The 16,260-nt window shown below is 70.0% G+C and carries 12 protein-coding genes; 10 read left to right on the top strand and 2 right to left on the bottom strand.

What is annotated here, in order from left to right:
• The 4 genes from JWP65_RS04935 to JWP65_RS04920 all read left to right on the top strand — a co-directional run.
• The coding region (locus JWP65_RS04935; RefSeq protein WP_299760911.1) for a YhdP family protein at window positions 1-2,776 on the top strand (2,776 nt) is incomplete at its 5' end.
• Window positions 2,777-2,789: 13 nt separating this feature from the next.
• Complete coding sequence (locus JWP65_RS04930; protein WP_299760909.1) at window positions 2,790-3,599, top strand: carbon-nitrogen hydrolase family protein; 810 nt, start codon at window positions 2,790-2,792, stop codon at window positions 3,597-3,599.
• Window positions 3,600-3,634: 35 nt separating this feature from the next.
• A complete protein-coding gene (locus JWP65_RS04925) occupies window positions 3,635-5,635 on the top strand; it encodes an ATP-binding protein (protein ID WP_299760907.1) in 2,001 nt (666 codons plus the stop codon).
• Window positions 5,635-6,261 (top strand): response regulator, encoded by a 627-nt coding sequence (locus tag JWP65_RS04920; protein WP_299760905.1) that lies wholly within the window; start codon window positions 5,635-5,637, stop codon window positions 6,259-6,261. Before JWP65_RS04925 ends, JWP65_RS04920 begins: the two co-directional genes overlap by 1 nt.
• On the opposite strand, the gene JWP65_RS04915 is transcribed toward JWP65_RS04920, so the two are convergent.
• Window positions 6,258-6,386, bottom strand: coding sequence for a hypothetical protein (locus JWP65_RS04915; RefSeq protein ID WP_299760903.1), 129 nt, complete (start codon window positions 6,384-6,386; stop codon window positions 6,258-6,260). The two genes, JWP65_RS04920 and JWP65_RS04915, sit on opposite strands and share 4 nt — an antisense overlap.
• Between JWP65_RS04915 and JWP65_RS04910 the strand changes: the two genes are divergently transcribed.
• Window positions 6,334-7,539 (top strand): MltA domain-containing protein, encoded by a 1,206-nt coding sequence (locus tag JWP65_RS04910; RefSeq protein WP_299760901.1) that lies wholly within the window; start codon window positions 6,334-6,336, stop codon window positions 7,537-7,539. The two genes, JWP65_RS04915 and JWP65_RS04910, sit on opposite strands and share 53 nt — an antisense overlap.
• Window positions 7,540-7,731: 192 nt before the next feature.
• Here JWP65_RS04910 and JWP65_RS04905 read toward each other — a convergent pair whose 3' ends face one another.
• The gene (locus JWP65_RS04905) at window positions 7,732-8,211 is read right to left on the bottom strand and encodes an Lrp/AsnC family transcriptional regulator (protein ID WP_299760899.1); all 480 of its coding nucleotides are present in this window, start codon (window positions 8,209-8,211) and stop codon (window positions 7,732-7,734) included.
• Between the two features lie 117 nt (window positions 8,212-8,328).
• Here JWP65_RS04905 and JWP65_RS04900 point away from each other — a divergent pair, with 117 nt between their 5' ends.
• From JWP65_RS04900 to JWP65_RS04880, 5 genes are all read left to right on the top strand, one after another.
• Entirely contained in the window at window positions 8,329-11,889 is a 3,561-nt protein-coding gene (locus JWP65_RS04900) for an indolepyruvate ferredoxin oxidoreductase family protein (protein ID WP_299760896.1), read from the top strand.
• A gap of 159 nt (window positions 11,890-12,048) precedes the next feature.
• Window positions 12,049-12,381, top strand: coding sequence for a preprotein translocase subunit YajC (gene yajC / locus JWP65_RS04895; RefSeq protein WP_299760894.1), 333 nt, complete (start codon window positions 12,049-12,051; stop codon window positions 12,379-12,381).
• Between the two features lie 94 nt (window positions 12,382-12,475).
• A complete protein-coding gene (gene secD, locus JWP65_RS04890; RefSeq protein ID WP_299760892.1) occupies window positions 12,476-14,359 on the top strand; it encodes a protein translocase subunit SecD in 1,884 nt (627 codons plus the stop codon).
• Window positions 14,360-14,434: 75 nt separating this feature from the next.
• Window positions 14,435-15,388 (top strand): protein translocase subunit SecF, encoded by a 954-nt coding sequence (gene secF, locus JWP65_RS04885; RefSeq protein ID WP_299760890.1) that lies wholly within the window; start codon window positions 14,435-14,437, stop codon window positions 15,386-15,388.
• Between the two features lie 14 nt (window positions 15,389-15,402).
• A partial coding sequence (locus JWP65_RS04880) for a DUF1631 family protein (protein ID WP_299760888.1) occupies window positions 15,403-16,260 on the top strand: 858 nt, incomplete at its 3' end.

The following is a 16,260-nucleotide window of genomic DNA, read 5'->3' as shown; positions in this document are numbered from 1 at the left end:
GCCGGGGCTGCGCGGCGCGGCGCTGGACTTCGAGCTGACGCAGGACGGCGGCAAGGCGCGGCTGGCCATCGCCGACGGCGCGCTGGAGTTCCCCGGGGTGTTCGAGGAGCCGGTGCTGACCATGGCCAGCCTGGGCGCGGACGTGAGCTGGCAGCGGCAGGGCGAGCAGCTCAGTGCCACGGTCGAACGCCTGAAGTTCGCCAACGCCGATGCCCAGGGCGAGGGGCGCTTCAGTTGGCGCCGCGCCGCCGCCGGCGAGCCGGGCACGCTCGAACTGGATGCCGCCATCAGCCGCGCCGACGGCGCCCGCGTCTGGCGCTACCTGCCGCTGGGGGTGGACCGCGAGGCCCGCGCCTACGTGCGCGACGCGGTGCTGGCCGGCAGCGCCTCCGATGCGAAGTTCCGGATCCGCGGCGACCTGCGCCACTTTCCTTTTGCCGATGGCAAGCAGGGCGAGTTCCTGGTCACCGCGCGGGTGCGCGATGTCGACCTGGCCTATGTGCCGCACCCGTCGGCGGGCGAGGCCGGGCGCTGGCCGGCGCTGACCGGCCTGGCCGGCGAGCTGGTGTTCCAGGGCAACGGCATGCAGGTCAGGGGCGCTACCGCTCGCTTCGCCGACGCGCCGCGGTTGCAGGCGAAGGTGGAGACCCGCATCCCCGATTTCGCCCACACCGAAGTCCGGGTGGAGGCGCGCGTCAGCGGGCCACTGGCGGAATCGCTGGCGGTCGTCAACGGCTCGCCGCTGGCGGCGAGCCTGAACCAGGCGCTGGCGCGCAGCACCGGCACCGGCAATGCCCAGGTCGATCTGGCGCTGGTGCTGCCAGTGGGCGAGCTGGCCCGCTCGCAGGTGCGCGGCACGGTCACGCTGGCCGGCAACGACGTGCAGATCACCCCCGACAGCCCGTTGCTGGCGCGCGCGCGCGGCGCCGTGCAGTTCACCGAGCAAGGCTTCCAGCTGGCCGACGTGCAGGCGCGCGCGCTCGGCGGCGACGTGCGGCTGGAAGGCGGCACCCGCGCCGGCGCGGCGGGCGAGCCGGCCTGGGTGCAGCTGCGGGCGCAGGGCACCGTCACGGCCGACGGCCTGCGCCAGGCGCGTGAACTCGGTCATGCGGCGCGGCTGGCGCGCGATTTCAGCGGCAGTACCGGCTACCAGCTGACGCTCGGCTTTCCCCGCAAGCACGCGGAACTGCTGGTCACCAGCAACCTGCAGGGGATGGCGCTGAACTTGCCGGCGCCCTTGAACAAGACGGCCGAGGCGGTGCTGCCGCTGCGCTACGAGACGGCGCTGACGCGCGAGTCGCAGGCGGGCGGCGCCTCCGCGCCCTTGCACGAGACGCTGTCGGTCGAGATCGGCCGCATCGCCGCCGTCACCTACCTGCGCGACGTCTCGCAGCCCGAGCCCAGGGTGCTGCGCGGCGGCATCGCCGTCGGCCTGGCGCCGGGCGAGACGCTGGCCTTGCCGACCGAGGGCGTGCATGCCAAGGTGCAGCTGGCCAGCTTCAACATCGACGCCTGGGAGCAGACGCTGGAGCGCGTGGCCGGCGACGCCACCAGCGCGCCGGCGCAAGCCACCACCACGGCCGACGGCGCCGGGGCGCTGGCGTACCTGCCCACGGTGATGGCGCTGCGGGCGCGCGAACTGGGGGTCGAGGGGCGCACGCTGCACAACGTGGTCGTCAACGGCACGCGCGAAGACCGCACCTGGCGCGCCAACATCGATGCGCAGGAACTCAGTGGCGTGGTGGAATACCGCCAGCCGCAGAACACCGGCGCCGGCCGGCTGCATGCGCGGCTGGCGCGGCTGACCATCGGCGCCGCCGCCGCCTCCGAAGTCGAAGCCCTGCTGGAACAGCAACCGGGCAGCATTCCGGCCCTGGACATCGTGGTGGAAGACTTCGAGCTGAAGGGACGCAAGCTGGGGCGGCTGGAAATCGACGCCGTCAACCGCGGCGCCGGCGCCGTGGCGCGCGAGGGCGGCATCCGCGAATGGCGCCTGAATCGCCTGAGCCTGGCGACGCCGGACCTGCGGTTTTCCGCTTCGGGCAACTGGGCGGCGCTGGACGCGAGCGCGGCGGCGCCGGCCAACGAGCGCCGCCGCACGGCCATGAAGTTCCGCCTGGAGATCGCCGACGCCGGCCAGGTGCTGGCGCGCTTTGGCATGAAGGACATCGTGCGGCGCGGCCGCGGCACCATGGAGGGCACGGTGGCCTGGGCCGGCTCGCCGCTGGCGCTGGACTATCCCAGCCTGGCCGGCAACTTCAACATCAACGTCGAATCCGGCCAGTTCCTCAAGGCCGAGCCGGGGCTGGCCAAGCTGCTGGGCGTGCTGAGCCTGCAGTCGCTGCCGCGGCGGCTGACGCTGGACTTTCGCGACGTGTTCAGCGAAGGCTTCCAGTTCGACTTCGTGCGCGGCGACGTGACGATCGAGCAAGGCATGGCTGCCACCAACAATCTGCAGATGAAGGGCGTCAACGCGGCGGTGCTGATGGAGGGCAAGGCCGACATCGCGCGCGAGACGCAGGAGCTCAAGGTGGTGGTGGTGCCCGAGATCAACGCCGGCACCGCCTCGCTGGTGGCGACGGTGATCAATCCCGCCATCGGCCTTGGCACCTTCCTGGCCCAGTACTTCCTGCGCGAGCCGCTGCAGCGCGCGGCCACCCAGGAGTTCCAGATCGACGGCACCTGGGCCGACCCGCGGGTGCGCCGCGTGCCGCGCACGCCGGCCGCCCCGCGCGAGGCGACGGTCAACGCGCAACCGGCGCCAGTGGCGCGCTGACGGGAGCCACAGCATGAAGATCGCCGCCATCCAGACCGTCTCCGGCACCAGCCTGCAGGCCAACCTCGAACGCGCCGGCGCGTTGCTGACGCAGGCCGCGCGCGCGGGCGCCGAGCTGGCCGTGCTGCCGGAGTACTTCTGCCTGATGGGGCGGAACGAAGCCGACAAGCTGGCCCTGCGCGAGGCGTTCGGCGCCGGGACGGTGCAAGACTTCCTGGCCGACCACGCGCGCTCGCTCGGGATCTGGATCGTGGGCGGCACGCTGCCGCTGGCGGCGGCCAGCGCGCAGCACGTGCGCAACACCAGCCTGGCCTTCTCGCCGCAAGGCGAGTGCGTGGCGCGCTACGACAAGATCCACCTGTTCAAGTTCGACAACGGGCGCGAGCAGTACGACGAGTCGCGCGTGATCGAAGCGGGCGGCGCGCCGCAGTCGTTCGTGCTGCCTTCGCGCGACGGCCACGGCTGGCGCGTCGGGCTGTCGGTCTGCTACGACCTGCGCTTTCCCGAGCTGTACCGCGCGCTGGCCGCCGACCTGCTGCTGGTGCCCAGCGCCTTCACCCACGTCACCGGCGAGGCCCACTGGGAGCTGCTGCTGCGCGCCCGCGCGGTGGAGAACCTCGCCTACGTCGCGGCGCCGGCGCAAGGCGGCCGCCATGAGAACGGCCGCCGCACCTGGGGCCACTCGATGGTGGTCGATCCCTGGGGCCAGCTACTGGCACAGCGCGCCGACGACGGCGAAGGCGTGGTGCTGGCCGAAATCACGGTGCAGCGGCTGGCCCAGGTGCGGGGCCAGTTGCCCGCGCTGGCGCATCGCGTCTTGTGAGCGCTGTCGTGCTCGCCGCGCCAGGCGGCGCGCCCGTGTCCGGGCCGCGCCGGCGGCCCTCGTGGCGGCGGCTGTCGCTGTGGGGGCTGCTCGGCGGGCTGGTGCTGGCGCTGCTCGCCACCCTGGTCTGGCTGGCGGCGCGCTACGAGGCCAGCCAGGCCCAGAGCAACGTCGAGCGCGACGGCGCCGATGCGCTGAGCGACATCCGCTCGGCGTTGACCCGCAACGTGCAGGACCTGCAGGCGCTGCAGGCGGGCCATCCATCGTCGGAGGCCTGGCAGCAACAAGCCGACCAGTTGCTGCGGGTCAACCGCGAGTGGGTCCGCATCGAATGGCGCGGGCCGCGGCTGGAAATCCTGGCCGCCGCCGAGACGCCGTACCGGCCGCCGGTGTTCGCCCGGCTCGGCCGCGCCAACGCGCAGGCGGAAGTGCAGCAGGCCTGCGCCACCGGCCGGCGCCTGAGCAGCCATGCCTATGCCCGCAGCCATTTCGTGCCCCAGCTCGACGGGCTCGGGCTGGAGCTGATGGAGCTGTGCGTGCCGCAGGTCAGCGCCGGCCAGCTGACCGGCTACCTGGTGGCCACTTATTCGCTCGGCGAGCTGCTGGCGGCCCGCATCGGCCCGCAGCTCGGGCGCAGCCAGGAGGTGTCGTTCACCGAGGCCGACGGTACCCGGCTGGCGATGCACGGGCTGGCGCGGCGCGGCAGCCGTGTCTTCACAGCGTTGCAGCTGCTCGACCTGCCGGGCAGCACCATGGTGCTGCGCATGGACAGCTGGCGCTCGCAGCCCGACCTGTTCCCCAACGTGCTGACGGCGCTCGTCACCGTGATGTCGATCGCCCTGGTGACGGTGATGTTCATGCTCGGCCACGACACGCGCCGCCGGCTGCAGGTGGAAGAAGACCTGGCCGATGCGCTGGCCTTTCGCAAGGCGATGGAGGATTCGCTGGTGACCGGCCTGCGGGCGCGCGACCTGCAGGGCCGCACCACCTATGTCAACCCGGCCTTCTGCGAGATGGTCGGCTTTTCGGCCGAGGCGCTGCTGGGCCAGAGCGAGCCGCCTTACTGGCCGCCGGAACTGCGCGAGGAATACAGCCGCCGCCAGACCGTGCGGCTGGCGGCTGGCACGACGCCGCCGCGCGCCGGCTTCGAGTCGGTGTTCATGCGCCAGGACGGCACCCGCTTCCCGGTGCTGATCATCGAAGCGCCGCTGATCAACGCCCTGGGCCTGCAAACCGGCTGGATGAGCGCGGTGCTGGACATCAGCGAGCAGCGCCGGGTGGAGGAGCTTTCGCGCGCCAGCCAGGAGCGGCTGCAGGCGACGGCCCGGCTGGCGACGGTGGGCGAGATGGCGTCGCTCCTGAGCCACGAGCTGAACCAGCCGCTGGCGGCGATCGCCAGCTACGCGACCGGCTCGCTCAACCTGCTGCAGCACGAACCGGCGGCCGCCGACGACCTGCGGCTGGCGCTCTCGCGGATCGCGGAACAGGCCGACCGCGCCGGTCGCGTCATCAAGAGCGTGCACGACTTCGTGCGGCGCCGGGTCCAGGCGCGCGAACTGGTGGCGCCGCCGGCGCTGCTGGAGGCGATCATGCCGCTGGTGAACCTGCAGGCGCGCAAGCTGGGCGTGCGGGTCGAAAGCCGGGTGGCGCCCGGGCTGCCGCCGGTGCTGTGCGACCGCACGATGGTCGAGCAGGTGTTGCTGAACCTGGCGCGCAACGCCATGCAGGCGATGGACGAGGCCAGCGCGGCCCAGCCTTCGCTGCTGCTGCAGGTGCGCGCCACCGCCGCGGCCGAAGGTGGCCAGCGTTGGCTGGAATTTTCCGTGACCGACGTCGGCCCGGGCATCGCCGACGAGGTCAAGGCGCAGCTGTTCACGCCGTTCTTCACCACCAAGGCCGAAGGCATGGGCCTGGGCCTGAGCCTGTGCCGCACGGTGGTGGAGCAGCATGGCGGCGCGCTGGCTTTCGAGTCCAACCTGCCGCGCGGTACCATTTTCCGTTTCACCCTGCCGGCTGCTCCCGGCAATCCCACCTGATGCAACCTGCCGCCGACGCCACCGTCTTCATCGTCGACGACGACGCCGGCGTGCGCGAGGCGCTGGCCTGGCTGCTGCGCTCGCGTCGCCTGCTGTCCGAGACTTTCGCCAGCGCCGAGGAGTTCGCCGCGATGCTGGAGCGGGGCTTCCAGCCCACCGAGCCGTGCTGCCTGCTGCTGGACGTGCGCATGCCGGGCATGAGCGGGCTGGCGCTGTTCGAGCAGCTGTTGCAGCGGCGGCTGGTGGAGGCGCTGCCGGTGATCTTCCTGACCGGCCATGCCGACGTGCCGACCGCGGTCGACATGGTCAAGCGCGGCGCCTTCGATTTCTGCGAGAAACCGTTTTCCGACAACGCGCTGGTCGACCGCATCGAGGAGGCCCTGGGGCGCTCGCAGCAGGTGCTGGCGGCGCAAAAGGAAAAAGGCTTGCTGCTCACGCGGCTGGAGGAGCTGACCGAGCGCGAGCGCGACGTCATGCGGCTGGTGGCCAAGGGCCTGCCCAACAAGCTGATCGCCGACCAGCTGACAATCAGCGTGCGCACGGTGGAAGTGCACCGGGCCCGCGTCTTCGACAAGATGGAAGTGAAGTCGGCGGTCGAACTGGCCAACCTGCTGCGCGACCTTTAGTCCTTGGGCGGCTCGTCGTCCCGCCGCGGCGGCTCCCCGCCCTTGCGGCCCGAGAACATGGTCCACCACACGATGCCCACCAGCAGCAGCAGCGCCAGCAAGGCTTCAAGCAGAATCAGCAGCATGTCCCGTGTCCTTTGGTTGACCGCCATTGTAGGAATGCTGGCGGCTTGCGGCTCCGTGCCCCTCCCGCCCGATTCTTCACCCTGGCCCCGCGCTGCGCCGTCGTCCGGCGCGGCGCCTCCGCTGCCCGCCGCGCCGGACGACGGCGTGCCGCTGCCACCGGCGCTGCTGCAAGGCAAGAGCCGCTGGCAGCCGGTGCGCTGGTCCGAACTGCCCGGCTTCGAGAGCGACAGCCTGCACGAGGCCTGGAACGCCTGGATCCGCAGCTGCGAGCGCCCGCCCGAGGCGCTGGCGACCCTGAGCCCCGAGGTGCGGCGCCTGTCGATTGCCGGGCCGGATGAGCAGCGCGCCTGGATGCAGCAGCGGCTGCAGCCGTACCGGGTCGAACCGTTGCAGCCCGGCGCCGAGGGTTTGCTGACCGGGTACTACGAGCCCGTGCTCGATGGCTCTCGGCTGCCCACGGCCACGCAGCAGGTGCCGCTGTACCGGCTGCCGGCCGATTTCGGTGCCCGCCGCCCCTGGTACAGCCGCCAGGAAATGGACAGCTCGCCGCAGGCGCGGGCCGCCTTGCGCGGCCGCGAGATCGTCTACCTGGCCGATCCGCTGGACGCGCTGACCTTGCAGATCCAGGGCTCGGGCCGGGTGCGGGTGACGGAGCCGGACGGCCGCATCGTCACGGTGCGGCTGGCGTTCGCCGGCACCAACGACCATCCGTACCGCAGCGTGGGCGGCTGGCTGCTGCAGCAAGGCGCGATCCGCGATGCGTCCTGGCCCGGCATCAAGGCCTGGGCCCGGGCCAACCCGCAGCGGGTGCAGGAGATGCTGTGGGCCAATCCGCGAACGACGTTCTTTCGCGAGGAGCCGCTGTCGGACCTGGACGCCGCCTTCGGCCCGCGCGGCGCCCAGGGCGTGCCGTTGACGCCGGGCCGCTCGATCGCGGTGGACCGGGAAAGCATTCCGTACGGCACGCCGGTCTGGCTGGCTACGCCCGGGCCGCTGCTGAACCTGCAGCGGCTGGTGCTGGCGCAGGACACCGGCAGCGCCATCGTCGGTGCGGTGCGGGCGGACTACTTCGTCGGCTGGGGCGAGGGCGCCGGCGAAGTGGCGGGACGGTTGAAGCAGCCGCTGGCGCTGTGGGTGCTGTGGCCGCGGTGATTCCGTCATTCCCGTTCAGGCGGGTGCGGACTTGTTGTCTTCGGGCCGGCCCAGGGAGGGGCCGCCCTTTGGTGCGAATGTCCCCCGCGCGCTTTCGCCCGCTCCTTCTCCTCCTTTGCCTCGCGAAGCGGGCTGCCCCGTCCTGGCCCGGCAAGATTGGAGCGGCTCCACCCTCGATGATTTGAAGTTGCCCTACTCCTTCGCAAGCTGCCCCAGCGGCCAGCTCGAACTGGCCTTCACCTCCCCCAGCGAAAAGCTGGTGTGCAGATCCTTCACGTTCGGCAGGTTGATCAGCACCAGGCGCACGAACTGTGAAAAGCTGTCCAGGTCGCGCGTCACCACCTGCAGCTCGAAGGTGCCGGCGCCGCTGATGTAGTGGCAAGAAACGATCTGCGGGATCTTGCGGATCGCCTCCTCCATCTCCCGCATGCCCTCGCCCGTGGTGCGCTGCGCATCCAGCCGCACGAAGGCCAGCACGCCCAGGCCGATCTTGCGGCGGTCGATCTCCGCGTGGTAGCCGCGGATGTAGCCGGCCTTCTCCAGCGCGCGCACCCGCCGCCAGCAAGGCGCGGCCGACAGGCCCACCCGTTGCGCCAGTTCGGCGTTGGTCAGACGGGCGTCGGCTTGCAGCTCGCCCAGGATGTGGATGTCGTAGCGATCAAGTGTTTCCATGAATGGCGGTTTCAAGAAAGAGTCTTGCTCATCCTAGGGGATAAAGGGCACACAACGCAAAGACTTATCCGCGCCGCCGCCCTACACTCGGTCAGACCCACGGAGACTGCAAACGACATGAACGCACCGCTGCCCGAACACATCCGCAAGGCGCTGGAAACCGTCACTCTCGACGACAAGTATTCGCTGGACTACGGGCGCGCCTTCATGAGCGGCGTGCAGGCGCTGGTCAAGCTGCCGATGCTGCAGCGCCAGCGCGACGCGGTGCAGGGCAAGAACACCGCCGGCTTCATCAGCGGCTACCGCGGCTCGCCCCTGGGCGGCTACGACCAGGCGTTGTGGAAGGCGCGCAAGTACCTGCAGGCGCAGAACATCGTGTTCCAGCCGGGCGTCAACGAGGAGCTGGCGGCCACCGCGATCTGGGGCACCCAGCAGCTCGGGTTCGCCCCGGCCGGCAGCAACAAGTTCGACGGCGTGTTCGGCATCTGGTACGGCAAGGGCCCCGGCGTGGACCGCTGCTCCGACGTGTTCAAGCACGCCAACATGGCCGGCACCACGCCCTGGGGCGGCGTCATCGCCATCGCCGGCGACGACCACGTGGCCAAGAGTTCCACCGCCGCCCACCAGAGCGACCACATCTTCAAGGCTTGCGGCCTGCCGGTGTTCTTCCCGACCTCGGTGCAGGAAATCCTGGACCTGGGCCTGCACGCCTTCGCCATGAGCCGCTACTCCGGTGTCTGGTCCAGCATGAAGACGATCCAGGAAATCGTCGAGTCCAGCGCCACCGCGATGATCGACCCGGAGCGGGTACAGATCAACATCCCCACGGATTTCCAGATGCCGGACGGCGGCGTCCACATCCGCTGGCCGGACGTGGCACTGGACCAGGAAGCGCGCCTTTTCGACTACAAATGGTACGCGGCACTGGCCTACATCCGCGCCAACCGTCTGAACCACAACGTGATCGAAGGCCCGAACGACCGCTTCGGCATCATCGCCAGCGGCAAGGCCTACAACGACACCCGCCAGGCCTTGCTGGACCTGGGCCTGGACGACGCCACCTGCCGCCGGGTGGGCATCCGCCTGCACAAGGTCGCCGTGGTCTGGCCGCTGGAGGCGCAGGGCACGCGCGAGTTCGCGCAAGGCCTGCGCGAGATCCTGGTGGTGGAGGAAAAGCGCCAGGTCATCGAGTACCAGCTGAAGGAAGAGCTGTACAACTGGCGGCCGGACGTGCGGCCCAACGTGCTGGGCAAGTTCGACGACCAGGAAGGCGATTTCTCCGGCGGCGAATGGTCGATGCCGAACCCGACCTCGCGCACGCTGCTGCGCGCCAACGCCGACCTGTCGCCGGCGCTGATCGCCCGCGCCATCGCGCACCGCCTCAAGAAGCAGGGCCTGGACCCCGACACCCTGGCGCGCATCGAGGCGCAGCTGGCGATCCTGCAGGCCAAGGAGCGGGCGATGCAGGTGGTGGAGATCAAGGGCGACCGCATGCCCTGGTTTTGCTCCGGCTGCCCGCACAACACCTCCACCGTGGTGCCGGAAGGCTCGCGCGCCATGGCCGGCATCGGCTGCCACTTCATGGCCACCTGGATGGACCGGGCCACCATCGGCTTCACGCAGATGGGCGGCGAGGGCGTGCCCTGGGTCGGCCAGCAGCCGTTCACCAACGACAAGCACATGTTCGCCAACCTGGGCGACGGCACCTACTTCCACAGCGGCTCGCTGGCGATCCGGCAGGCCATTGCCGCCAGCGCCAACATCACCTACAAGGTGCTTTACAACGACGCCGTCGCCATGACCGGCGGCCAGCAGGTCGGTGAGCGGCCTGAGGGCCACTCGGTGTTGCAGATCGCGGCCAGCCTGACGGCCGAAGGCGTGGTCAAGCTGGTGGTGGTGACCGACGAACCCGAGAAGTACCAGGGCGCCAAGCTGCCGGCCGGCGTTGACGTGTTCCACCGCGACGAGCTCGATCGCGTGCAGCGCGAGTTCCGCGAGATCCCGGGCGTCACCGTGATCATCTACGACCAGACCTGCGCCACCGAGAAACGGCGCCGGCGCAAGCGCGGCGCCTTGGTCGATCCGGCCGTGCGGGTGGTGATCAACGACCTGGTCTGCGAGGGCTGCGGCGACTGCAGCGTCCAGTCCAACTGCCTGTCGGTGGAACCGCTGGAGACCGAGTTCGGTCGCAAGCGCACCATCAACCAGAGCACCTGCAACAAGGACACCAGCTGCCTCAAGGGCTTTTGCCCCAGCTTCGTCACCGTGGAGGGCGGCAAGCTCAAAGACAAGGACAAGACGGAAGCGGCCTCGCCGTTCGCACTGGGCGAGCTGCCCGAGCCACAGCTGCCGCGCACGAACGAGGCTTACGGCATCGTGGTCGCCGGTGTCGGCGGCACCGGCGTCATCACCATCGGCCAGCTGCTGGGCATGGCCGCGCACATCGAAGGGCGCGGCATCGTCACCCAGGACGCCGCCGGGCTGGCGCAAAAGGGCGGCGCCACCTGGAGCCACGTGTTGATCGCCGACCATCAGGACGCCATCCGCACCACGCGCGTGAGCATGGCCGCGGCCGACCTGATCATCGGCTGCGACCCGATCGTCACCGGCGGCAAGGAAACCGTGGCCCGCATGCGGCAAGGCCGCACCCGCGTGGCGCTGAACTCCCACAGCGCGCCGACGGCCGCCTTCGTGCGCGACGCCAACTGGGCCAACCCGGCCGCCGAGTGCAGCGCCGAAATCGGCAAGGCGGTCGGCCCCCAGGGGCTGGGCATCTTCGACGCCGACGCCGCCGCTGCGCAGTTGATGGGCGACAGCATCTACACCAACCCGATGTTGCTGGGTTACGCCTGGCAGCGCGGCTGGGTACCGCTGGGCCGCGAATCCCTGCTGCGCGCCATCGAGCTGAACGCCGTGGCCGTCGACGCCAACAAGGCTGCTTTCGAATGGGGCCGGCATGCCGCCCACGACCTGGGCCGGATCGAGGCGCTGCTGCGCCCGGCGCAGGTGATCGAGTTCAAGAAGCGCGAGACCGTCGATGGCTTGGTCGAGCGCCGCGTCGAGTTCCTCACCGACTACCAGGACGCCCGCTACGCTGCCAGCTACCGGGAGCTGGTGGAGCGCGTGCGCGCCGCCGAGGCGCCGCTGGGCAGGACCGCCCTGACCGAAGCGGTGGCGCGCGGCCTGTTCAGGCTGATGGCGTACAAGGACGAGTATGAGGTGGCGCGGTTGCATGCTGAAACGGGCTTTCGCGAAAAGATCGCGGCCCGGTTCGAAGGCGACTACAAGATCCACTACCACCTGGCGCCGCCCATGATCGCGAAGAAGAACGGCAAGGGCGAGCTGGTCAAGCGCAAGTTCGGCCCCGCCACTTTCCAGCTGTTCCGGCTGCTGGCCCGGCTCAGGGGTTTGCGCGGCACCGCCTTCGACCCGTTCGGGCGGACCCAGGAGCGCCGCACCGAACGCGCCCTGGTCCAGGACTACCGCCGCACCGTGCAGGAGCTGGTCGAGCGGCTGACGCCCGCCAACCACGGGCTGGCCGTGGACATTGCCCGCGTCGTCGAGCAGATCAAGGGCTACGGCCACGTCAAGGAGCGCAACCTGGCCGCGGCCCGCCCCCGGTGGGACGCCTTGCTGCAGCAGTGGCGCGGCGGCGCCGCCGAGCGGCAGGCGGCCTGAAGCGCCCGGCGGCGGCGGGGCCATGGCCTCGCCGCCGTGCCGCCGCGCGGCCCGGCGCATACAATCCGGCTTCTTCCCGTGGCACCCGGGCCGGCCGTGCCGGCTGCGCCCCGGGCGACCATCCTTGTTAAAGCGGCCACCCGGCCCCCTGGAGACACCGTGCTGATTTCTTCCGCCTTCGCCCAAGCGGCGCCGGCCGCCGCCACTGGCGGCGGCATGCAAGACTCCCTGATGAGCATGCTGCCGCTGGTGTTGATGTTCGTCGTGCTGTACTTCGTCATGATCCGGCCGCAGATGAAGCGCCAGAAGGAGCACCGCTCCATGATCGAAGCCCTGGCCAAGGGTGACGAAGTCGCCACCTCCGGCGGCCTGATCGGCAAGGTCACCAAGCTCGGTGACAATTACGTGAGCGTCGAGATCGCCTCGGGCGTGGAAGTGCAGCTGCAGCGCACCGCCGTGGTCCAGGTCCTGCCCAAGGGCTCGCTGAAATAACCGTGTTCGACGGTGAGCGTTCGGCCTTGAGCGTGGAGGCCGCGCTCGCTCCCGCTTTCACGCTCGACGCCCAACGCTGACGCTCAACGCAAACATGAACCGTTACCCGCTATGGAAGTACGTGATCATCGCGGTCGCGCTGCTCATCGGGGTGATCTACACCCTGCCCAACTTCTTCGGTGAAGATCCGGCCGTCCAGGTCTCCGCCGGCAAGGCCACCGTCCGCGTCGAAGCGGCCACGCAGGCGCGCGTCGAGCAGGCGCTGGCGCAGGCCGGCATCCAGCCGCGCTCGATCGCCCGCGACGCCAACTCGATCAAGGTCCGCCTGGACAGCGCCGACGTGCAGCTCAAGGCCAAGGACGCGATCCAGCGCGCGCTGGTGCCCGACCCGACCGATCCTCCCTATGTGGTGGCGCTGAACCTGCTGTCGGCCACGCCCAACTGGCTGGCCGCGCTGCGCGCGCAGCCGATGTACCTGGGCCTGGATCTGCGCGGCGGCGTGCACTTCATGCTGCAGGTGGACATGCAGGCCGCGCTGACCAAGAAGGCCGAGTCCTTCACCGGCGACCTGCGCACCATCCTGCGCGAAAAGAACATCCGCCACGCCGGCATCACCCGCAACGGGCAGACGGTCGAAGTGCGCTTTCGGGACCCGGCGGCGCTGCAGTCGGCGCGTACCGTGCTGGCCGACCAGTTCCCCGACCTGCTGCTGGCCGAGGTGGCCGAGGGCGAGGCCACCCTGGTGCGGGCCACGATCAAGCAGGAAGCGGCCCGGCTGGTGCAGGACCAGGCGCTCAAGCAGAACATGGTGACCCTGCACAACCGGATCAACGAGCTCGGCGTGGCCGAGCCGGTGATCCAGCAGCAGGGGCTGGACCGCATCGTGGTGCAGCTGCCCGGCGTGCAGGACACCGCCAAGGCCAAGGACATCCTGGGGCGCACCGCCACGCTGGAGGTTCGGATGGTGGACGAAAGCGCCGAAGGTCGCTCGGCCGAGCTCGGCGCCGGGCCGGTGCCGTTCGGCTCCGAGCGCTTCCTGGAGCGCGACGGCCGCCCGATCATCGTCAAGAAGCAGGTCGTGCTGACCGGCGAGAATCTGACCGACGCCCAGGCCGGCTTCGACAGCCAGACCCAGGAAGCCGCGGTGCACCTGACGCTGGACGCCAAGGGCTCGCGCATCTTCCGCGACATCACGCGCGAGAACATCGGCAAGCGCATGGCCATCATCCTGTTCGAGAAGGGCAAGGGCGAGGTGGTGACGGCGCCGGTGATCCGCAGTGAGATCGGCGGCGGCCGGGTGCAGATCTCCGGCCAGATGACGACGGTGGAAGCCAACGACACGGCGCTGCTGCTGCGCGCCGGCTCACTGGCCGCGCCGATGGAGATCATCGAGGAAATGACCATCGGCCCGTCGCTCGGCGCCGAGAACATCGCCAAGGGCTTCCACAGCGTGGCCTGGGGCTTCGCGGCCATCTGCGCGTTCATGATCATCTACTACAACCTGTTCGGGGTGTTCTCCAGCATCGCGCTGGCCTTCAACCTGCTGCTGCTGGTGGCGGTGCTGTCGATGCTGCAGGCCACGCTGACGCTGCCGGGCATGGCGGCCATGGCGCTGGCGCTGGGCATGGCGATCGACTCGAACGTGCTGATCAACGAACGGATCCGGGAGGAACTGCGCGCCGGCGCCTCGCCGCAGGGCGCGATTCACGCCGGCTACGACCGGGCCTGGGCGACCATCCTGGACTCCAACGTCACCACCCTGATCGCCGGCGTGGCCTTGCTGGCGTTCGGCTCGGGGCCGGTGCGCGGATTCGCGGTGGTGCACTGCCTGGGCATCCTGACGTCGATGTTCTCGGCGGTCTTCTTCTCCCGCGGCCTGGTCAACCTCTGGTACGGCCGCAAGAAGAAACTGAAGTCGGTTTCCATCGGGACGGTCTGGCGGGCGGACGCCGATGGCGCTATAACCAAGGCAGAGTAAACATCGGGCGCCAGTCCCGGCCGCTCCGCGCCCTTGGGCCGGGCGGCGGGGGCGGCCGCCACGGGAAGGACGAAAGTGGAGTTTTTCAAGATCCGTCGGGACATCCCGTTCATGCGGAACGCGTTGATTTTGAACGCGATTTCCGTGTTGACCTTCCTGGCAGCCGTGTTTTTCCTGGCCACCAAGGGCCTGCATCTGTCGGTGGAATTCACCGGCGGCACGGTCATGCAGGTGCAGTATTCGCAACCCGCGGACGTGGAATCGGTGCGCAAGAGCGTGGCCGCGCTGGGCTTGAGCGACGTGCAAGTGCAGAACTTCGGCACCGCCCGCGACGTCATGATCCGGCTGCCGGCGCAAAAAGGCGTGAGTTCTGCGCAACAGAGCGACCGGGTTTTTGCGGCTCTGAAGGCCGTCGACCCGGCCCTGGTGCTCAAGCGGACCGAGTTCGTCGGGCCCCAGGTGGGCGAGGAGCTCGCCACCGACGGCATCAAGGCGCTGGCCATGGTGGTGATCGGCATCATGCTGTACCTGGCCGTCCGCTTCGAATGGAAGTTCGCGGTGGCGGCGATCGTCGCCAACATGCACGACGTGATCATCATCCTGGGCTTTTTCGCCTTCTTCCAGTGGGAGTTCTCGCTGGCGGTGCTGGCGGCGGTGCTGGCGGTGCTGGGCTACTCGGTCAACGAGTCGGTGGTGATCTTCGACCGGATCCGCGAGAGCTTCCGGCGCAACCGCAAGCTGACGCCGGCGCAGACCATCGACCACGCGATCACGTCCACCATCAGCCGAACCATCATCACCCACGGCTCGACCCAGGTCATGGTGCTGTCGATGCTGCTGTTCGGGGGCGCCACGCTGTACTACTTCGCGCTGGCGCTGACCATCGGCATCCTGTTCGGCATCTATTCGTCGGTGTTCGTCGCCGCCGCCATCGCCATGTGGCTGGGCATCAAGCGCGAGGACCTGGTCAAGGGCACCGGCAAGCGTGAAGGCGACCCGAACGACCCGAACGCGGGCGCCACCGTCTGAGAAGCGCCCGGTCCATGTCGTCCACCCTCACACCCGCCGCGACGCCACTGGCCCGCCAAGCGCGTGAGCGCTTCGTGGCCCACATGGAGGCGGTGTTGCCGGAGCTGTCCGAGGCGGTGCGAACGGCGCTGGGCGAGGCCATGAACACGGCCCAGAGCAGCCGCGACATGCACGCGCGGCGTGACGCCCTGGTGGAGTTCGAGAAGGAAGCCGCGCGCTGGGCCGAGGGCACGGTGCGTGCCTGGCGCCGCGCCATGGTTCCCCCCACCCCCACCGCCAGCGGCCGCAACCGGATGCAGGTGACCAGCCTGGAGCTGATCGGCGACGACGTGGTCGAAAACAAGATCCTGTCCTCGCGCCTGGCCATGGCGGTGCAGGAAAAGGCAGTCTGGGACCTGAACGACCTGCGGCTGCGGGTGACCCACCTGGAGGGCGGCGACGACCTGGCGGCCGAAGACGTGCTGCGGCCGGAGGCGCTGGCGCAGCTGATGGTCGAGCAGTGGATGGCCTGCAAGCTCTCGCGCGAGACCTGGACCGCCGCCAAGGACGTGATCGCGCTGCACATCACGCCGCGGGCGGTGCAAGGGTATCGCGATGCCAACGAGTTCCTGATTGGCCGCGGCGTGCTGCCGGAGATCGACCTGAGCGCGCGGGTCAAGCGCCCGCCGTCGAGCCCGCCCCGCAGCGGCCATGGCGCGAGCGGCGGACACGAAGGCGGAGGTGGCCGGAGCGCCTCGGGTGGCCAGGGTGGCCAGGGCGGCCAAGCTGGCCACGGCGGCTATGGTTCCGACGGCGGCCAGGGTGGCGGTGGCCACTCGGGCGCTGGCTCCGGTGGAGGCGGCTACGCGGGCAGCGGCGGCTATGGCGGCGGC

The sequence above is a fragment of the Ramlibacter sp. genome (genome assembly GCF_028292805.1).
GTDB lineage: Bacteria > Pseudomonadota > Gammaproteobacteria > Burkholderiales > Burkholderiaceae_C > Ramlibacter.
The sequence above is the reverse complement of the archived record's forward strand: the minus strand, read 5'-3'. Positions and strand labels throughout refer to the sequence as shown.